Consider the following 19,006-nt stretch of genomic DNA (forward strand, 5'->3'; position numbering starts at 1 on the left):
CGTTGACTGCCCTCCACCTCGTGGCACGCTCACACATTACAGAACACTTTTTTGATTTCTTGAAGACTTCCGGCGCGGGCAGAGGCGGGTACATACTTCTCGGGCCCGGAAAGAGTGCGGACTGGCCACGTGATAGTGGATACACCGTCGTCGCGCCGCGAAATAGAATCACCTGGATCTTGGCCCATATCTACTTGGCTACGCGCGCCCAAAGGATCTTCGTACACGGCCTGTCTAAGAGCATCCTCTTTAGTACGGCGCTGACCCCTTGGGTCCTTAGCAAGTGCTACTGGCTGATTTGGGGTGGGGACCTATACGCGTATCGCCATCGACGCGCTTCGCGAAATAATCGCGCCGTCGAACCAGTCCGGCGGTTTGTGATCAAACGAATCGGGCACCTAGTGACGTATGTCCCCGGCGATGTCGCACGGGCCCGTCAATGGTATGGCGCACGTGGCCAATGGCATGAATGTCTCCTGTACCCGGGAAACACAGTGCAGCTTCCGGCAGAGAGCCAAGAGGCTCCCCACTCCATCATTCGAGTACTCGTTGGCAACTCTGCCGACCCTGAGAACAACCACCTTGAGACGTTTGCGGAGTTGTCCCGCATTGGCGGGGACTTCACTGTGCACGTACCACTGGCGTACGGCGATGCAGCAAATCGAGAGCGCGTCATGCGCGTTGGGCAGGAGCTCTTCGGCGATAGATTTATGCCCATCCTGGGCATGATGCCGTTCGGCGAGTACTTGGCATTCCTTCAGTCCATTGACATCGCAATCTTCAACCACAAGAGACAGCAAGCAATGGGCAATACGATTTCCCTGCTCGGCATGGGAAAACGTGTCTTCATTCGAAGCCAGACTCCTCAGTGGGACCTATTCAAGGAGTTTGGTGTAACTGTTTCTGCTCTTGATAACGGTATCGATCTCAATCTTATGTCGGAGAATCTGGCTGAAGCAAACAAATCGACCATCGCCACGCGGTTTAGTCTTCGCGTCTTATCGGAGCAGTGGAAAAGGCTTCTTGATGACTGACGAGCCTAGTTGCTGCGCATTGACGCGGTGATGGGCCGCTGGAAGAGGGGCCGCACCAAATGAACAAGAAACAACTACTCAGCTATGCGCTCGGTCCGGTTGGAACAGGTCTCCTAGCGTTGGGAACTGTGCCTTTGGTTGCCTGGTTTTTCAGCCCCGCCGACGTTGGACGCCTATACGTCCTGCAAACAGTCATAGCGTTCGCTGTCATTGTGGTTTTCCTTGGACTTGATCAGGCCTACGTCCGTGAGTTCCACGAGACTACCGACGCTGGCAGCTTGTTAAGGGCTACGTTCCTTCCTGCAGCGGCTCTGCTAACCGTGGTCGTATTGGCGGCCTTGCCTTTTTCCAGCACGATATCCGTCTGGCTCTTCGAAAGCAGCGAACCAACATTCGTTTGGGTGACACTCGGCTGCGCGCTGTGCGCCTTCGTTTCGCGTCAACTCTCGTTGATTCTGAGAATGGAGGAGAGAGCATTCACCTTTTCGTTGAGCCAGCTGTTGCCTAAGCTGATTTTCGTCGTTCTCGTCGCCGCAGTATCCGTCCTCAGCGTCGAACCCAGCTTTCTCGGCTTGGCTCTTTCGCTCCTGATCGCTTCAGCCTCAGTCATGCTCGCACTCGTCTGGTCGACCCGAGCAACATGGAACGCTGCGGTGCGTGCGCGGGGCCGCCATTTCGACCTCTCCAAGTTGTTGCGCTTCGGCCTGCCCCTCATGCTGGCGAGCCTGGCCTACTGGGGGCTCACCGCGACAAGCGCATTTATGCTGCGTGGGCTTTCAGATCTCACACAGGTCGGTATTTACTCCGTGTCAATGAGTGTTGCGGGCATTGCGGCGATCTTTCAAACCATTTTTACTGTAATTTGGGCCCCGTTGGTCTACAAATGGGTTGCCACGGGAACCGACATTTCGAACATCGAAAGGGTTTCTAGGCAGGCGCTAGTGGTTGTTGTCGCTGTGCTCAGCTGCGGCGGGATGATGTCCTGGTCTCTCGAGTTCGTGCTTCCATCCGAATACTCAACTGTGCAGTATCTCTTCCTCTGCACAGTGATCCAGCCTTTGCTATACACGCTTTCTGAGATCACAGGCATCGGTATCGCTGTCACGCGCCGCACGGCATTTTCGCTGTGGACGACGCTGTTGGCGCTGGCAACGAACATTGCGCTCAATGTTCTCTTGATCCCGGCGCTGGGAGCAGCGGGGGCCGTGATAGCAAACGCCCTTTCGTTCGCAGTTTTCTTCATTGGACGGACGGAAGCATCCGCCCGGGTCTGGCGGCCAGTCCCACGGCTGCGGATCTATTTGGTGGTGCTATCGGGTGTCGCGATGTCGGTACTGACGGTATTGGTAGGTTCGCAACTCGGGTACTGGATTGTTGTCGTGTGGGCACTGTACGGGGTGTTTTTCTTGACCGTTATGCGGGCTGATGTTCGAGCGCTTCTTGCGCTAGTCCGAAGAAGGTGAAGACTGCGCGCGCCCATGAGCGAGCCAATGGACACATTGAATAGCCAGCGGAGTGAACACGGCCATCCAAACGCCATGGCTGTGCGGTTGGGCTCATTTCCTCAGTTCAGGGAGCGGCGGATGCGCCCTCGAAGTAGACATAACGATTGCTGCTTCGTTCTTCTAGTCGCTGGTGGGCCGCACCGAGTAAAAGCCTAGGTTCCAATACCCTGTAACGCATCAACCACGCAATGCGATCGTCCCAGCGTTGTGTTCTAGTCGCCCAGGAGAATGATGAAGTTCCTTGCAACGGCCCGCCAGTGGTCACGCCGAAGAGTCGTGCTTCTGATAACCATTTCAGTACTTGTCGTGGGTGGGTTGATCACCACGATCGCGTTCCTGCCCTCCACCTCCGAAGCGGGAGCGCCAATAAAGAGCAAGCCTGCCCCGGAGCCGCCGCAGGCCGCAACCGTCCACGTGCTCGCGACCTTCTCGAACTGGAACCTGGTCGGCGAAGGCGACGCAACGTTCAGTGCCGAATACGGCGTGGCACCGGAAGGCTCCACCTCCCTTCGCATTAGCGCGGCAGAAGCAACTCCGCGTGCTCTGCAACAGCTTGTGCCGGTAGAACCCCTCACCGAGTATGTGTTCAGCGCACTCGTTTCTGGCGACAGCGACGCCGATCAGGATTCCTCTCCGGCTCTACTCATGGGAGCGACGGAAGCAGAAAGATACGACTTTCCGGCATCGACCGCTTCCTGGACAGAGACAACATGGAGCTACACGACGGCTGCAGGTGAGACCGAGCTCGCACTCTCTCTCGTTGCGACTGGTGCAACCAATGGGTTCCGTATCGACGATCTCACCATGACGGCGGCTGCGACCCAGGCGAACTTGATCGCCAACGCCTCCTTCGAGACCTTCTCCGCGCCAACCCAGATCACCAATTCCTCCCTCATCATGAAGACGGGCGACGCGCTTTTGGGCCTCGCCTGGCAGACGCCGTCAGTGGTTTGGAGCGTCGCCGACGAAACAACTACTACCGTTGCCAGCGGGGAGCTTCAGATTGCAGACGGACTAGGCCTTCTTGCGCTGGGTGAGCTGCCACAGGGCTACTACAACGCCAACCTGGCCAGCAGCGATGGGACGATCGCCACTCAACAGGTTAGTTTCATTGTGTTGGACGACCCTTCCATCCCTTCTCCGACCGACGATCGTTTTGGTGTCGGCCTTCACATTGGCGCCGCTGCCTACGTTGGCTCTGCCCCATCGGCCGCGCAACTTGGATTCCGGCAGGCTCGCAACGATGCCTACTGGTCAAAGACCGAACTGGAACCCGGCGTGTACACATTTCCCGACGAAGTGGACCGAGAGACAGCGGCGTTCGCGAATGCCGGAGTCGCCGTTCTCCCCATCAGCGTCTACTCAAATAAGCTCTACGACAATGGCAAGACGCCTAGTAGCCCGGCGGGAATCAGCGCCTACGTTGCGTACACGAATGCAGTGCTGGAGCATTTTTCGCCCGACGCCATTGAGGTCTACAACGAGTTCAACTGGCTCTTGAACACAAGCGAGTGCGGTGCAACCGCCACCTGCTACATCCAACTGCTACAGCCCACGGCTGAAAAGATTAGAGCAGAGCACCCGGGTACCCTCGTCGTCGGCCCCTCGACTGCCCACCTAGATGAAACATTCATGAACGAGTTCTTCCAAGCTGGCGGCCTGGACCTGATTGACGCAGTCAGCTTCCACCCCTATGACGAACTCAACATAGGCGCCGAGACCTTGCTACCAATTCTGAAGCAGGCGAACGACAGCATCAAGGAATACAACAACGGTCAGAGTAAACCGATCTGGCTGACCGAACTGGGATGGACATCAGGCAAGGTCGGCGAGCTCAACCAAGCCAACTACCTAGTTCGCGGCCAGACGATCGCATTCGCAAACGGAGTCGAACGCTTCTACTGGTATGACCTCGTCAACGACAATCTGGACCTTGCCGATGGCGAGGGGAACTTCGGCCTGCTCAGGCAGATGAACGAATTTGTTCCAGCGTTTGCGCCGAAACCTGCGGCAATGGCGCAAGCCATGCTTGCTCGCAAGATTGCGGACAAACCATTCGCCAGTCAGGATCCACTCGATGAGTCGACGTTCTCGTATGTTTTCGGCGCCGGCAAATCAGCGACACGAGTGGCCTGGGCAACATCACCGACGACCGTGTCTTACTCGACGAGCGAGCCTATTACCGTTACAACTCAGTTTGGAAAAACGTCGACGCTAGAGCCCAGCAATGGACGCGTCAGCGTGGATCTCACCGATCAGGCGGTCTACCTCGATGGCGACTTGGCCGATGCGGTTGTCACAGCGTCCTAGACGTCACGAACTGGTGTCCACCCTGACCATCTGCCTTGGACAGCTCCATTCGCGGAATGCGTTGTCGCCCTCACGACCCGTGTGCAGTCAGGCGTGCATTGAGCTAGTGCGCGTCAGTTCCCGGCGCAACAACAGCCCTGACCGTGCGCCACAGGATGACAACGTCGCCCGTCATCGACCAGTTCTCCACATAGTAAAGGTCGAGGCGGATTGCGTCGTCCCAGGACAGACGCGAGCGCCCACTCACCTGCCACAGGCCACTCATGCCGGGCTTCATGAAGAGGCGGCGGTGCGCCGTGTCATCGTAGAGAGCGACTTCCGCAGCACGCTGCGGACGAGGACCCACGAGGCTCATGTGCCCGAGCAGCACATTGAACAGCTGGGGGAACTCATCGAGCGAGTACTTACGGATGAACTTGCCCACGGGAGTGATGCGCGGGTCGTTGAGTACCTTAAACAAGGGTGTGTCCGACGTCCCCTGCGCGTCGAGGAGGCTGGCGAGCTGGTCGTCGGCGCCCTGCACCATCGAACGGAACTTCAGCATGCCAAATGGGTTGCCCCGCAGGCCGATGCGCTCCTGGGTATAGAGGATGGGCCCGGGGCTCGTGCTGCGCACGGCAATGGCTACCGCGATGAGCATCGGTGACCCGACGATGATGAGGGCCGCCGCCCCGACGATGTCGAAAATCCGTTTCGCCGTTTGTTTGCGTCCACCGAATTCGGGGAAGTCGACGTGGATGAGGGGCAGTCCCGCTACAGGGCGAGCGTGGATGCGCGGGCCCGCCACGTCGGTTAGCGCTGGGGCAACGATCAAATTGACCTTGCGCGCTTCGAGATCCCAGCCCAACTGACGCATGTCAGCCGGGCTGATGTCATCTGCTCCGGTGAAGACAACCGTGTCGATGTCCAAGTCGTCGATGCAACGCAATGCATCGACGAACGACCCGAGTACGGGCACGCCAGGAATGAGATTGTGCGTGGAGTCGCCGGAGCGTGTGAGTGCCGCCACCGCGAAAAGGCCCGTTGAACCATCGCGCTGGATGTTCTCTGCCACGTGCTTCGCTTTGTCTCGCTCGCCGATGAGGATGGTGCGAGAGAGGTAGAGCCCGCGCTTCTGCTTACGTCGAAGCCATTGCCTCCATGCCCAACGGGAAGCCAGGAGCAGAACGATGCCGAGCGGAAGTGCGGTGAGAAAATACCCTCGGCCCAGTTCAAGCCTGAATAGATAGGCGATGATGGCGAAAACGCCGAAGAGCCTGATCGTGCCGTCGGCAATGCGCTTGTACTCGGTGGTCCCGGAGCCAAGGTTCTTATGTTCCCGCGCGGCAAAGAAGTCGAGGAAGAGCATCCACACGATCACGACGACGATCGAAACGACCGTGTAAGCAATAGGGAAGGCGACGAGAGGTGCTTTGTCCAGCGCGAGTTGAGCTGCACCGTCACCGATCCACATGGACTGCGACAGGAAAATGGCTAGAAGAAGGACGACGAGGTCGCTGACGAACAAACGCTTTGCGTAGGACCGCTGCCACGTGCTTTCGCGAGTGGTGTAGGTCCTGTCTTCAACTGTCACGAGTCGCCACTTCGCAATGGGACACTGACCTACGCAGATGACTCGGACTCAAAATCGGGTTCCCCTCAAACGGCGAGCGACCCTCAGCGGTGAGTTCCCCCCACGGCCGCGTACGCCCCATCTTTACACAGCCAATCCGCACTACATTCTCATGGAGTTGGGATGTTCGGCGTGTCGCGCCTTCAAGAAACGATTGAACACTGTCAAACAGTTGTTCAAGGTGCCCCGAAATGGGGGCAGAGAAACTAATGCGAAGTGCGGCGCGCGGCCCGCAGCGCCACGAAGTGCACAATTAGGCCAGCAATCGGCCCCGCCGAGAGCGCCAACGCCGCCTTGAATTCAATGCCAGCCGGCACGAAGAGCGCAGCCAGAGCAACGATCGACGCAACGATCCATCCAGCGGCATAGGCACGATGCCTGCCCTGTGCGAGCAGCGCCGGTCCGGTCACGCACAGTGCGCCGATGAAGCCGGACGATACAACCAACGGCACGAGTGCTTCTGGCGGCAGGGCATACTCAGCGCCCATGAAGGTGCGAAGCGCCCACTGTCCCCAGAGCGCAGTGATCGCGGCGAGCAACAGCATCACCGCGCCGATCAACGCCGCAGCCTTGCCGATCAGCTTGCCGATCTGATCCGGATGACTGGTAAACCGGGTGATCAAGTAGCTCTGCAGCGCCATCATCGGTACGAGAATCGGTGCCCTGGTCAGCGTGATGGCAAAGATCAGCGCCCCAAGGGTGGCCGACTCCCCCTGTTTGGCGAAGAAGGCCAAAATCAGCGGGAAACCGTTGATCAGCACAGCGGTAGCGGACGCCGCCAGCACCGTGTGACCGGAGTTGACCGCTAGCTCGCGGTACGTCAAACGCGAGCGACTGACCATCCTGAGCGTGCGCGGAGCGCAGAGATAGATGATGGCGATCGACAGCGGGAACGGCAGGATGACTACCCACGCCAACGCAGTCGTACTGCCACCAACCCCAAGCACGACAAGCACTCCGAGGAGGCGCAGCAGTCCATCGAGAACGATGGTTCCTGCCATCAGGCGCCACCGCTCGGCGCCGGCCAGCGCGCCACACATTGTTGCGACAATCGCGTTGAATGCTGAGCCGATGGAGATCTGCAGTGACAGATCTGCGTAGTCAGGAGTGAGCGCAGCAGGCGCCCACCAGAAGCTTGTTGCAAACACGACGAGACCGACGATGAGGCCAGCAGCAGCACCAAAGATCCACAGCGAGCTTTTCGCGGGAACGGCATCCGCTAACGCCAGGGACTCGGCGGTTGCACGGGTGGACTCCTGCTGCAGTCCGAACAGCACGCCTACGATTAGGAAGAGACCCGACCAGAAGACGCCGAAGTAGGCGTACAGGTCGGCACCAAGAACTTTGGCAACAGCGAACGTGACGACGAAGCCGGCGATACCGGAGATGCCGGTAGCGACGAGCACCCACAGGACGCTCTGCGGTCGCGTCGGGCGCTGCGGCGTCAGGGTCTCGTCGGTCATCATGCTGAGTCTACGATCCAGACCTGTCGAGACGCAGTGCGCCCGCGGTCACCCGTTTGGCCGCGAACTGCGATGCCCAACGAATCGGAACATGCCACAGCGGAGAGAGGGGTCGAAGCGGCGACGGCAGGTGGCTGCGCTTGATTGCTTCAGACTCGGCACCGGATGCCGCACGGTTGGCCACCGTCAACGACTCAGGGTGCCAACGGAATGCGGAGACCGATGTGCGGGTCCAGACGAAGCGGCCAAGCTTGCGCAGCTTAAGGAACACGTCCAGATCCATTGCGTATTTGTAGTCAACGTTGAAGTTTCCTACAGCGGCAAGCGCATCAAGACGGATCATGGTGCCGGGGTGCGGAATGAGATCAGGGCCCCAAGCCAGCAGGACAGGCGCGAGCCAGCCTGCGTTGCTCACAGCGATGGTGCGACCCTGCGGGTCGATGTAGTCGCAGCCGCCGAACGCGAGCACGGCATCAGCGTTGGCATTAAGGAGGTCGCGCAGCGTGGCCAGTCCGCCCGGACGGAACAGATCGTCATCGCCGATCCAGGCGTAGAACACCTCGTCGGTGCGAGCAGCGATGCCCGCGTTGATCGCGCCGGTCAGACCCTGACGCGGGTCATCAATCAGCACGGCACCGTACTTGGACGCAAGGGCACGTGCTTCCGTCGCAGCAGGCGGGATGACGAGGGCGAGGGTGAGGTCGACGCTCGAACGCTGCGCCTCGATTGTCTCCAACGTGATGGCCAGGAGATCGAGTCGATCGCCGAGTGTCGGCAGGACGACGAGCACCTTGCCCCGCCCATGGGTGACAGGCTTTGCCAAGTTAAATGTTCCTTCGCTTGATAGGCTGCGAATTGATTTCGCCGAATGATGGAACTGCAGGCATCCAGCTACAGTGCCGATGAGAACCCATGAGAGTCTACCGACTATGAACTTCAATCAGCCGCTCAACCGCGCCAGCCGAGTCTACGTCGCCGGGCACAGAGGCCTCGTCGGTGGCGCAATTTGGCGCCACCTGGAGAACTCCGGCTTCACGAATCTCGTGGGAGCGACATCCGCCGAACTCGACCTGCGCAACCGCAAAGCGGTGTTCGACTTCTTCGCAGAGGTCAAGCCGGATGTCGTCATCGACGCCGCAGCGCGCGTGGGCGGCATTCAGGCCAACAACACGTACCCCGCCGAGTTCCTGAGTGACAACCTGCAAATTCAGGTCAATGTGATGGATGCCGCCAACAGCGTCGACGTCGACCGCCTGCTGTTCCTCGGCTCCAGCTGCATCTACCCGAAGTTCGCCGACCAGCCCATTCGCGAAGACTCGCTGCTTACCGGTGCCCTCGAACCCACCAATGACGCGTACGCCATCGCGAAGATCGCCGGCATCATGCAGGTGCAGGCCAGCCGACGCCAGTACGGTCGCAATTGGATCTCGGCGATGCCGACCAATCTGTACGGTCCGGGCGACAACTTCCACCCCGAGCACTCTCACGTGTTGCCGGCCATGATGCGCCGCTTCCACGAAGCAACCGAAACCGGCGCTGACGAGGTCGTCATCTGGGGTTCAGGTACGCCACTTCGTGAGTTCCTCTTTGTCGAAGACCTCGCTGCTGCCAGCCTGTTCTTGCTGGAGAACTACGACTCCCCCGAGACCATCAACGTCGGTGTCGGCCACGACCTTTCGATTGCTGAACTGGCCAGGCGCGTTGCCGGCACCGTGGGCTACACGGGCAGCATCAGCCAGGATCCGACGAAGCCGGATGGCACTCCACGAAAGCTGCTGGACGTCTCGCGCATCAACGACCTCGGTTGGAAGGCCCAGGTTGACCTTGATGAGGGCCTGGCCCGTACCTACGCCTGGTTCCTCGAGAACGCCGCTTCGCTTAGATCCAAATGATGGGTCGAGCAGAACGGGTGTGCTCGGCATGAGCCTGAACGATCGTCAGGCGCCAGGAACTCTGGACATCATGATGCCGTTCTACGGCGACCCCGAACAATTCCGCGCTGCCGTCAGCAGCATCCTCGCCCAGACCGACCCGCACTGGCGACTCGTGGTGATCGACGACCTGTATCCGAGCCTCGAGCCCGGTCAGTGGTTGCAGGGTCTCGGCGATGACCGCATCGAATACCACCGCAACATCGTCAATCTCGGCGTCGCCGGCAACTTCGCTCGCTGCATCGAATTGGCTGCGGCATCCCATACGGTGATCATCGGATGCGACGATGTGCTCCGGCCTGGCTACGTCGGCCGGATGCTCGAACTAATCCAGCAGTTCCCCGACGCCGCGTACTTCCAGCCCGGCGTCGACGTCATCGATTCGGATGGCCGTATCGGCACTCCGCTGCCCGACAGGGTGAAGGCCTACTACCGCCCGCCGTTGACGGGTACGACCGAATTGCGCGGCGAAGAACTCGCAACCAGCTTGCTGCGGGGCAATTGGACCTACTTCCCCTCGATCTGCTGGCGCACAGAGACGCTGACTCAGCATGGCTTCCGAGCCGACCTTGATGTAGTCCTCGACCTCGCCCTGCAGATTGAGATCGTGATGGCCGGTGGCTCACTGGTCGCCGACACCGAACGGACCTTTCTCTACCGTCGCCACAGCGCCAGTGTGTCGTCGTGGAAAGCCAACGACGGATCCCGTTTCCGGGAGGAACGCGCCTTCTTCCTGAGCACCGCAATTGCCCTGCGCGCTCGTGGATGGGACGTTGCAGCGCAGGCCGCATTCCGTCACCTCTCGTCGCGAATGAACGCTCTCACCCGAGTGCCTGCAGCGGTCAAGGCTGGCAGCGGCACCGGCGTCCGCTCACTGTTCGGTCACGCGTTCGGCCGCGGGCAGCTCGTGGATCCCGCCAACCGTCCAGCTGTGGATTGTTAGTATGGAATCCATGCCGTCCCCGTTCGAACGCACTCTTATCGTTATGCCCGCGTTTAATGAAGAAGAGTCCGTCGGCGATGTAGTGCGTGAGGTCTACGCCAAGCTTCCGGGCGTGCGCTGCCTGGTCGTCAACGATGGATCATCTGACAACACCACTGCCGTTGCTACTGCCGCTGGCGCAGCTGTCGCAGTGTTGCCCTTCAATCTGGGGGTCGGCGGAGCCATGCGCCTCGGATTCAAGTACGCTCTCGAGAACGGCTTCGACAACGTCGTACAAATCGATTCCGACGGTCAGCATGATCCCAGCAACGTTCCGGCTCTTCTCGCCGCTCTTGAGCGTGCCGACCTGGTGATCGGTGCACGTTTCGCCGGCGAAGGAAACTACGAGGTGAGCGGTCCGCGTAAGTGGGCGATGGTCGTGCTCTCTGGCATTCTGAGCCGCACTGCTGGCACCAAGCTCACCGACACCACCTCAGGTTTCAAAGCGTGCGGGCCTCGCGCCGTGCGCTTGTTCGCCAGCCATTTTCCGGCCGAGTACCTCGGCGACACAATCGAGGCCCTGGTGATCGCATCCCGTGCCGGCTGCATCGTTGAGCAGGTTCCGGTTGCCATGCGCCCCCGCGCAGGCGGCACCCCGTCTCACAATCCGATCAAGGCGGCTACATACCTCGCCCGCGCATTCCTCGCACTCGGGTTTGCACTGATGCGCCCATCCTCAACAATTGCAACGAAAGCCTGACGCCCCATGAGCGTAACCTCCTATATCTTTGGCATCCTTGCCGCCCTGATGACGCTCGGGGTCGTCATCGAGATGCTGCGTCGCCGCCGCCTGCGCGAGCGTCACGCCATCTGGTGGCTCATCGCCGGCGTGCTTGCGCTTATCGTGGGCATCTTCCCCGCCGTGCTCGATTGGGCAGCCAACCTTGTTGGTGTGGGCGCCCCCACCAACCTCGTGTTCTTCGTGAGCATTGCTGTGTTGTTCCTGGTCTGTATCCAGCACAGCGCCGAGCTCACTGACCTTGAGAGCAAGACACGCACGCTCGCCGAAGAGTCGGCCCTGCAGGACATGCGGATTCGCGAGCTGGAGCAGAACAGCGAGATTTCGCGCTAGAACTGCGGATGCGCCGACGCGGCCGACTGTTCTTCCCGGGTCTGCTACCGAACCTCGACGTCGAATGTCGCCTGCGGGCAGACATCCTTCAGCTCGGCTTCAAGCTCTGTGGAGCCAGTGATCACGACAACGTTGCCGTCCCAGGCCTCGATTGCCGCACAGATATCAGCCGGATTGGTCGGATCGAGAACATATGCATATTTACGAATCGGATCGTCGCTCGTGACCGACCCCAGCTGCATCGCCCAGAAGTTGATGAATGCGTCGTCCCCGGCCGTCGCCGAATACTCGGCGAAGATCGTTTTCGTGCCCGTCTCGGCCTCCGCGAAGAGGGCATCCTCTCGCGCCGCGTCCGCAGACGACTCAGGGGTGAGCCCAATGCCCACGAGCGGATAGAGACCAGCCAGGTCACGCTGGATCGGCGGCACCTTGGCGATGACCAAACCAACAAGAGCGACGGTAGCCACCAGCACAGCGACAATGTTGACCCCGCGTGCGTCTGCATGACCAAGCCAGCGCAGCGCCGACGCCGCGAGTAGGACGACAAGCAGCACGCTGACCAGCCAGCCAAGCTTCGCCGGATAGTAGCCCCACAGGGTATCCATCCCCCGTCGCTGCAACGTCAGATAAGCGATACCGATGACGGCGGCAATCAGAATGACGACGACGCCCAGAAGCTCATGTCGCTGGCCGAGTCCGACCGAGGCCACCGCAGCGAAAGCGAAAATGAGTACGGCGACGAGCACGACATCGAGGGGCGTAATCTCGGGAACTCCCCCGTTGGCACCGAGCGCGGCGCCGTCGCGGGTGAGATCCGGCAGGGTCACCAGCAGGATGTACAGCACGAGTTGCAGCGCGGCAAGCCCGAACACGACCGCGTGCCAGCCCCGCAACCGCAGCAACGCACGCCAGCGCACCAGCACCGCGACACCGGCCAGGCCAAGTGACAGCGCGGCAAGTGGCGCCCAAGCAGCCAGCAGGATTGTTGTGGCAACCAAAAGCAGGCCGATCGACGCTGCAACGTGTCGCTGCAGATCGCTCCACAGCAGCCACACACAGAACAACACGGCAATGGCAATCGGCACGTTGAAGAATCCGAACCTGATCACGAATCCGGTCATGTACCAGGTCAGTGGGATGGCGCTACCGAAGATTCCGGCCAGAACGCGGAGTACCAGACGTCTGGCAGGAATCACGCGCGCGACGACGATACCGGCGAGCACACCACAGAGCAGGAAGAGGAGGATCAGCAGTTCACTCTGCCTGGAGACGTCGTGGCGAAGCAGTTCCTCGGCCGCGCCGCGACCCGGGGCGTACCACGAGGCCATCAGTCCGTTGACTAGCGGAGACGGATTCGGATTCAACCAGGGCGCAATGCCGTTGTCGTCCAGGATGAATCGGGATGCAACGGTGTTCCAGACGGTGTCTGTGCCGGTGCCCATCATCCAGCCGACGCGCATCCGCTCGCCGATACCGAGGGTGGCCGCAGCCACCAGCCCGGTGAGCACTGGTACGAGCAGGGCTGCGGCGCCCGTGGTCAGCGCTGCACGAGTGGGCAGACGGATGTCGGGCAGCCGACGATAGAGCCACGCCAGCAGACCCAGTCCCGTTGCGGCAAGCGCAACGCCGTTGGCAACGCCGAGATCGATCCCAACCAGCGGGAGCACACGCAGCAGCAGAGTGTTGCCCAGCAAGAGAAGCAGGATGGCGGCTGCCAGGCTCGTTGCCCAACCGAAGCGCTGCGTGAAGGCGAGCGTGATGACGGCGAGTACTGCAGCAACCTCGACTGCGGGTGAGAACCCGACGAGCATCAGCACGGCACCGAGCACCACAGCCGCAATCAGGCTGATGAACAGAATGCGCACGCGAAGTGGTGCTTTCTCGACGAATCGCATGGCACTGACTCCCTCTAGGCTGCGACCGTAATACTATCGGGCCGCAACTGCAGGATATTTTGAGGCGCGATAGATACAGTGGTTTCAGCGTGGCCATCGTCTCGCAGCACTCCGTCACGCGAAGGCATCTTCCCATATGACTGCGTCAGCTCCCTCGAACATCGACAGCGCTTCGGCCGACCCTGCTCGTTTCGAGATCCTGAACACCGAACATGCACGCGTCGACCCCACACACGTGGCATCCACCGTCGTCGTTTCGACATCGGCCGCCCCGGTCAGGGCACACCGCTGGAAAGTCTTCGGTGCCAGCTGGGCGATCCTGTCACTGCTCTCGATCATGTGGGCGCTAGCCACTCCCATCTCAGCGTCACCCGATGAGCCCGCGCACATCGTGAAGGCCGCATCGGTTGCCCGCGGGCAGTTCATCGGCGAGACCACGTCATTAGGTCAGGTTGTACAGGTTCCCCGGTATATCGCATATACCCACTCCGAAACCTGCTTCGCCTTCCACTCGGACGTCTCGGCCGCCTGCACGACACCGCTCGCCGGCGATCCGGCCGAGATCATCGATGCTCCGACATCCGCCGGGCTGTACAACCCCGTCTATTACATGCTCATCGGTTGGCCGACACTCTTCCTTGGCGACGACAGCGGAATCTACGTGATGCGTGCGATCAGTGCCATACTCACGTCGCTCTTTCTCGCCTGCACCATTGCGGTGGCGTATGGACTGCGCCGTAACGCGATTCCCCTGACAGCGCTGGCCGTCGCGGTGCCACCAATGCTGTTGTTCCTCGGTGGGTCGGTCAACCCGAATGCCGTCGAGATCACCGCAACGCTTGCAGTCTTCGCGGCCATGTTGGCCATCGTTACCCAACCGAACCCACGGCTGCTGACTGCACGAGCCGTCGTTGTCATGGTCGGCGCAGCGATGGCGGTCAATACCAGAGGGCTCTCACCACTCTGGGTGGCCATCGCCATCGTCGTGCCGCTTCTGCTGCTCAGCTGGAAGCAATTGTGGGTGCTGTTGCAGAAACGCCCAGTGCAATGGGCGGTCGGTGTCACTGTCGTTGCAACCGTCTTCGCGGTGGGCTGGCTGCTCCGCACCAGCTCGCTGACGGCCATGCAGGACGATCCAGACTACTTCCAGTCGTTTCCCGGAGTGGGAACCGGCCATCTCACCGGATTTGTCATGACAGTGCGCGACACCCTCGGGTACGCGCAGGGCATGATCGCCAACTTCGGCTGGCTCGATACACCGCCGCCGATCCTCGTCTACTTCACGTGGTCGGCCTTTGTCGGAATGCTGCTGCTCGTCGCGTTCAGCATTCTGCGTGGCAAGGCTCTACTCGTGGGTGGCGTGCTCCTTGCCATCTTCCTGTTCTTGCCTGCGCTCATCCAGGGCGCATACATCACGAACGGCGGCATTATCTGGCAGGGGCGCTACACACTGCCCCTGTTCGTCATGCTCGTCTTCGGACTCGCGGTGCTCGTGGCAGAGCGCATCAATTTGCCAGATGCCGGCGTGCTCAACCGGCTGACGTTCGCCGTCTGGGCAGCGTGGGCCGGCGCGCAGTACCTGTCATTCGCCGCCGCGCTAAAGCGCTACGCCGTGGGTGTGGACGGCACCTGGAAGAACGTGATCATGAATCCCGAATGGAGTGCCCCTGGCGGCAACCTTCTATGGCTCGTGGTCTTCGGCCTGGTGCTTGTCGGCGGAGCCTGGGCTGGTTGGCACATCTCTCGGGCCCATGTCATGGTCCCCGAATCCGCTCCCGCTCTGCCGACCCCGGCACTGTCAACACCCTCGCAGGCAGCGGACGCCACAACCGCGATACCCGCCACCTCACGCTAAGCCCGCGCGACAGAACTTGACTGGGCGGCGGTGCGGTTGTCTTAGCCCGCGACGCCGGTAAGCTCTGCCAGGTCGGAATCGACCATCAGGCTGACAAGTTGGGTGAAGTCGACGCTCGGTTGCCATCCCAGCGCACGAAGCCGTGAAGGATCACCGACGAGTTCTTTGGGGTCCGCCGGCCGGTAGAACGCTGGATCGATGACGACATACGATTCCCAGTGATCGATTCCAATGTGCGCGAATGCAGCCTGCACGAACTCGCGGACGGTGTGCGATACCCCCGTCGCCACGACGAAGTCACCGGCAGCATCCGCTCGCCCGATCCGCAACATCGCGTCGACATAGTCTGGCGCGTAGCCCCAGTCACGGTGCACATCGATATTGCCCAATACCAGCTTGTCGGAGAGCCCGAGAGAGATACGGGCAACCTCTTGAGAGATCTTGCGAGCGACGAAAGACACTGGCCGCTGCGGGGACTCGTGGTTGAACAGGATCGCCGAGCTGGCGAACATCCCTCGCTGGCGATAGACCCCCACCATTTCGTGCGCAAACGATTTGGCGACTCCATATGGAGTGACAGGAACCCGCGGCGTTGACTCGTCCTGAGGCACCATCGTCGCGTCTCCGAAGATCTCCGCGCTCGAGGCCTGTACGAATCGAACGGGGTTGCCGGTGCGCTCTGCCAGCTTCCAGGCAGCCTCGATGAGCCGAATCGGGCCGACGCCCAACACATCGGCCGTCTCGGCCGGGTACTCCCAGGATCGTGCGACAGAGGTGTTGCCCGCGAGGTTGTAAATGTGAGTTGGTTCGACGGATGCCACCAACGCGGCAATCCCGTCGCCGTCGCTCAGGTCTGCCACATGCGCCATCGCCTCAGGGAAGGTCACCCTGAGCCGCTGGGCACCTTCTGGCGAGTGGCACATGCCATGAACGACATGACCTTCGTGAACCAGACGGCGCACCAGATAGGTGCCATCCTGGCCGTTGGCCCCGGTGACGAGCACGCGTTCTTGAACTACCTCGTTCATCCGTGTACCTCGACTGCGTCCGCGTATGCGGAGAGGTGCACATCGAGGCAACGTTCCCAGGTGAACTTCTTCACCTGCTGGAGGCCGGCAGCCGTCAGCTCGTCCGACTTCTGCAGGGCTTGTGAGACGCCCTCGGCGATGGCCTCGGGGCTGTGCGGATCGAACAGTACTGCCGCGTCACCGACGACCTCAGGCAATGAGCCCGCGTTGGAGACAGCTACGGGGCATCCCGATGCCATCGCCTCCAGCGGCGGCAGCCCGAAGCCTTCGTACAGGCTGGGAAAGACGAGCGCACCTGCGGTGCGGTACAGGTGGAGCAGTTCGTCCTGCGAGACGAGCCCCTTACGGTCGACCCAATCAGGCAGATCACCGAGCGTGCCGAGGCCACCACCGGTGAGTACGAGTCGCAGCTCTGGATTGCTCTTGCGCGCAATCTCCATCCCAGCGATCAGCGTTGCGTGGTTCTTGTGTGGCCATCCCCGTGCCGGATAGAGCACGAAGTTCTCACGCTCCCCCAGGTTCGGCGTGAAGCGATCGGTATCGACACCGAGGTGGGCAACGTGGATGCGGTCAGCGTCGATGCCGAGAAGTTCGACCATGCGCCGCTTGGCGAAATCGCTGATCGTGATGACGGCATCGGCGCGCTTGGCGAAGCCCTCGTAATAACGCTTGCGGTAAAGAAGCTCTGCCTTGCTGAACATGTGCGGAAGTTCAAGGTGCTGCACATCGAGCAGTGACTGGACTGATGCCTGCGATCTGTTGGGCTTCGGCACGGGCACAGTAAACGGATAGTGCACGACATCCACACCCGACAGCGCCCGTCGAATTGACGGCGCGCGCAGGTTAAGAGTGGCAACTGCACGCAGACGGTCGGTGGTGGAACCCCCGGCAGGTATCCCGGAAACAATGTACTCGGGAAGACCGTTACCAAAGCCTCGAGCTGCCTCCGGAACAAAAGCGGTGGTGGAGACAGCGTCGGTTGTTGCAAGTTGCCCAGTCAGTGCTCGCGCATACGTCTCGCTCCCGCCCATTCCGCCCGGAACGAGTGTGAGCATAGACAGCGCAACCCGCAAGTGTGGTTGCTGGTTAACTGAAGAGTCGATCACGCGAACTGTACTCGATCGATCCATGGCTCGCCGCTTGCGTTCAGCGATGCAACATCGGCGTCAACCATGAGGCGAGCCAGGTCGGGCGTAAGAGTCTTCGGAACCCAGCCGAGCATGTCCTGGGCCTTCTGGGCGCTGCCGACAAGTGCGTCGACCTCGGTCGGGCGCAGGTAGCGCTCGTCGAAGCGCACGTACTTCTCCCAGTCGAGGTTGACGTGCTCGAACGAGAGCTGCAGGAAGTCGCGCACCGTGTAATTGGTGCCGGTGGCTACGACGTAGTCGGTCGGGGTGTCGTGCTGCAGCATGCGCCACATTGCCTCAACGTACTCGGGTGCGTAGCCCCAGTCGCGAACCGAGTCGAGGTTACCCATGTAGAGCTCGGTCTGCGTGCCCGCCGCGATGCGAGCGACAGCACGGGTGATCTTGCGAGTGACGAACGTGTCGCCGCGGCGCGGGGATTCGTGATTGAACAGGATGCCGTTGACCGCGAACATTCCGTAGGCCTCGCGGTAGTTGCGCGTGATCCAGTAGGAATACACCTTGGCCACGCCGTAGGGCGAACGCGGGTAGAACGGGGTGTCTTCGTTCTGCGGCGGGGGCGTAGCACCGAACATCTCCGAGCTGCTCGCCTGGTAGAACCGGCAGTGCAGGCCCGTCATACGGATGGCTTCGAGCAGGCGGATGGTGCCCATGCCCGTGGTGTCACCGGTGTACTCGGGCTCGTCGAAGCTGACCCGAACGTGGGACTGAGCGGCGAGATTGTAGACCTCGTCCGGACGGATCTGATCGAGGAGAGTGACAAGACGTGAACCGTCGGTGAGGTCACCGTAGTGCAGGAACAACCGAGCGCCTGATTCGTGCGGGTCCTGATAGATGTGATCGATGCGACTCGTGTTGATAGTCGACGAACGACGGATGAGGCCGTGGACCTCATACCCCTTTGAAAGGAGAAGCTCGGCCAGATAGCTGCCGTCCTGACCGGTGATGCCAGTAATCAGTGCGCGCTTCGGCTGGGTTTCGGTCATAAGAATAAATCTCCGCCACTTTGTGGGGGCCCATCAGAAAGTCCGACTGCCCGCTGGTCAAGACGCATTAAGCCTACCCCAGCGGTGTTGCCGGGGAAGCTGAGCATTCCTTATCGGGACGCGGGTTTCCTGGGCCGGTCACTGGCTATTTTTAGCCGGGCTCTCCGGGGTCCGGCACACCGGTTACA

15 protein-coding genes are annotated in these 19,006 nt (G+C 60.8%); 8 read left to right on the forward strand and 7 right to left on the reverse strand.

All coding sequences use genetic code 11. The features are described from left to right. Positions 1-20: 20 nt before the first annotated feature. The 3 genes from ACMT3I_RS08650 to ACMT3I_RS08660 all read left to right on the forward strand — a co-directional run bounded on the left by ACMT3I_RS08650 (position 21) and on the right by ACMT3I_RS08660 (position 4,849). A complete protein-coding gene (locus ACMT3I_RS08650; RefSeq protein ID WP_414804082.1) occupies positions 21-1,034 on the forward strand; it encodes a TDP-N-acetylfucosamine:lipid II N-acetylfucosaminyltransferase in 1,014 nt (337 codons plus the stop codon). 59 nt (positions 1,035-1,093) lie between these two features. Next, the gene (locus tag ACMT3I_RS08655; RefSeq protein WP_414804083.1) at positions 1,094-2,497 is read left to right on the forward strand and encodes a lipopolysaccharide biosynthesis protein; all 1,404 of its coding nucleotides are present in this window, start codon (positions 1,094-1,096) and stop codon (positions 2,495-2,497) included. A 357-nt stretch (positions 2,498-2,854) separates the two neighbouring features. Continuing rightward, a complete protein-coding gene (locus ACMT3I_RS08660; protein ID WP_414804084.1) occupies positions 2,855-4,849 on the forward strand; it encodes a glycosyl hydrolase in 1,995 nt (664 codons plus the stop codon). Positions 4,850-4,952: 103 nt separating this feature from the next. Here ACMT3I_RS08660 and ACMT3I_RS08665 read toward each other — a convergent pair whose 3' ends face one another. The 3 genes from ACMT3I_RS08665 to ACMT3I_RS08675 all read right to left on the reverse strand — a co-directional run bounded on the left by ACMT3I_RS08665 (position 4,953) and on the right by ACMT3I_RS08675 (position 8,747). Further along, complete coding sequence (locus ACMT3I_RS08665) at positions 4,953-6,422, reverse strand: sugar transferase (RefSeq protein ID WP_414804085.1); 1,470 nt, start codon at positions 6,420-6,422, stop codon at positions 4,953-4,955. 245 nt (positions 6,423-6,667) lie between these two features. Next, positions 6,668-7,924, reverse strand: coding sequence for a lipopolysaccharide biosynthesis protein (locus ACMT3I_RS08670; RefSeq protein ID WP_414804086.1), 1,257 nt, complete (start codon positions 7,922-7,924; stop codon positions 6,668-6,670). Between the two features lie 10 nt (positions 7,925-7,934). Beyond that, positions 7,935-8,747: a hypothetical protein gene (locus ACMT3I_RS08675; RefSeq protein ID WP_414804087.1), complete on the reverse strand. Its 813-nt coding sequence runs from the start codon at positions 8,745-8,747 to the stop codon at positions 7,935-7,937. Between the two features lie 106 nt (positions 8,748-8,853). Here ACMT3I_RS08675 and ACMT3I_RS08680 point away from each other — a divergent pair, with 106 nt between their 5' ends. Genes ACMT3I_RS08680 through ACMT3I_RS08695 form a run of 4 tightly spaced genes read left to right on the forward strand, consistent with a single transcriptional unit; the run spans position 8,854 to position 11,909 of the window. Then, a complete protein-coding gene (locus ACMT3I_RS08680) occupies positions 8,854-9,816 on the forward strand; it encodes a GDP-L-fucose synthase family protein (RefSeq protein WP_414804088.1) in 963 nt (320 codons plus the stop codon). 28 nt (positions 9,817-9,844) lie between these two features. Continuing rightward, positions 9,845-10,798 carry a glycosyltransferase family 2 protein gene (locus tag ACMT3I_RS08685; RefSeq protein ID WP_414804089.1) on the forward strand — a complete coding sequence of 318 codons (954 nt, stop codon included), beginning with the start codon at positions 9,845-9,847 and terminating at the stop codon, positions 10,796-10,798. A gap of 10 nt (positions 10,799-10,808) precedes the next feature. Further along, positions 10,809-11,537 carry a glycosyltransferase family 2 protein gene (locus ACMT3I_RS08690; RefSeq protein ID WP_414804090.1) on the forward strand — a complete coding sequence of 243 codons (729 nt, stop codon included), beginning with the start codon at positions 10,809-10,811 and terminating at the stop codon, positions 11,535-11,537. Between the two features lie 6 nt (positions 11,538-11,543). Continuing rightward, on the forward strand, positions 11,544-11,909 hold the full coding sequence (locus ACMT3I_RS08695; protein WP_414804091.1) for a DUF2304 domain-containing protein: 366 nt from the start codon (positions 11,544-11,546) through the stop codon (positions 11,907-11,909). A 44-nt stretch (positions 11,910-11,953) separates the two neighbouring features. Here the strand turns inward: ACMT3I_RS08695 and ACMT3I_RS08700 are convergent, their stop codons facing one another. After that, a complete protein-coding gene (locus ACMT3I_RS08700) occupies positions 11,954-13,804 on the reverse strand; it encodes a hypothetical protein (RefSeq protein ID WP_414804092.1) in 1,851 nt (616 codons plus the stop codon). 136 nt (positions 13,805-13,940) lie between these two features. Between ACMT3I_RS08700 and ACMT3I_RS08705 the strand changes: the two genes are divergently transcribed. After that, entirely contained in the window at positions 13,941-15,659 is a 1,719-nt protein-coding gene (locus ACMT3I_RS08705; protein WP_414804093.1) for a DUF2142 domain-containing protein, read from the forward strand. Positions 15,660-15,700: 41 nt separating this feature from the next. Here the strand turns inward: ACMT3I_RS08705 and ACMT3I_RS08710 are convergent, their stop codons facing one another. From ACMT3I_RS08710 to gmd, 3 genes are read right to left on the reverse strand one after another with little or no spacing between them, the layout of a single operon-like run. Beyond that, the gene (locus tag ACMT3I_RS08710) at positions 15,701-16,687 is read right to left on the reverse strand and encodes a GDP-mannose 4,6-dehydratase (protein ID WP_414804094.1); all 987 of its coding nucleotides are present in this window, start codon (positions 16,685-16,687) and stop codon (positions 15,701-15,703) included. Further along, positions 16,684-17,742, reverse strand: coding sequence for a glycosyltransferase family 4 protein (locus ACMT3I_RS08715; RefSeq protein WP_414804095.1), 1,059 nt, complete (start codon positions 17,740-17,742; stop codon positions 16,684-16,686). The genes ACMT3I_RS08710 and ACMT3I_RS08715 overlap by 4 nt, the downstream gene beginning before the upstream one ends. A gap of 47 nt (positions 17,743-17,789) precedes the next feature. Continuing rightward, the gene (gmd, locus tag ACMT3I_RS08720) at positions 17,790-18,818 is read right to left on the reverse strand and encodes a GDP-mannose 4,6-dehydratase (protein ID WP_414804096.1); all 1,029 of its coding nucleotides are present in this window, start codon (positions 18,816-18,818) and stop codon (positions 17,790-17,792) included. Positions 18,819-19,006: the final 188 nt, after the last annotated feature.

The organism is Leifsonia sp. A12D58 (genome assembly GCF_047530025.1).
In the GTDB taxonomy this organism is placed as follows: Bacteria; Actinomycetota; Actinomycetes; order Actinomycetales; family Microbacteriaceae; genus Cryobacterium.

Excerpts from the sequence above, each read along its gene's own strand:
- ACMT3I_RS08690 (WP_414804090.1), top strand. The coding sequence starts at position 10,809 with ATGCCGTCCCCGTTCGAACGCACTCTTATCGTTATGCCCGCGTTTAAT.
- ACMT3I_RS08685 (WP_414804089.1), top strand. The coding sequence starts at position 9,845 with ATGAGCCTGAACGATCGTCAGGCGCCAGGAACTCTGGACATCATGATG.
- ACMT3I_RS08705 (WP_414804093.1), top strand. The coding sequence starts at position 13,941 with ATGACTGCGTCAGCTCCCTCGAACATCGACAGCGCTTCGGCCGACCCT.
- ACMT3I_RS08670 (WP_414804086.1), bottom strand. The coding sequence starts at position 7,924 with ATGACCGACGAGACCCTGACGCCGCAGCGCCCGACGCGACCGCAGAGC.
- ACMT3I_RS08655 (WP_414804083.1), top strand. The coding sequence starts at position 1,094 with ATGAACAAGAAACAACTACTCAGCTATGCGCTCGGTCCGGTTGGAACA.
- ACMT3I_RS08700 (WP_414804092.1), bottom strand. The coding sequence starts at position 13,804 with ATGCGATTCGTCGAGAAAGCACCACTTCGCGTGCGCATTCTGTTCATC.
- ACMT3I_RS08680 (WP_414804088.1), top strand. The coding sequence starts at position 8,854 with ATGAACTTCAATCAGCCGCTCAACCGCGCCAGCCGAGTCTACGTCGCC.
- ACMT3I_RS08710 (WP_414804094.1), bottom strand. The coding sequence starts at position 16,687 with ATGAACGAGGTAGTTCAAGAACGCGTGCTCGTCACCGGGGCCAACGGC.
- ACMT3I_RS08715 (WP_414804095.1), bottom strand. The coding sequence starts at position 17,742 with ATGCTCACACTCGTTCCGGGCGGAATGGGCGGGAGCGAGACGTATGCG.
- gmd (WP_414804096.1), bottom strand. The coding sequence starts at position 18,818 with ATGACCGAAACCCAGCCGAAGCGCGCACTGATTACTGGCATCACCGGT.
- ACMT3I_RS08695 (WP_414804091.1), top strand. The coding sequence starts at position 11,544 with ATGAGCGTAACCTCCTATATCTTTGGCATCCTTGCCGCCCTGATGACG.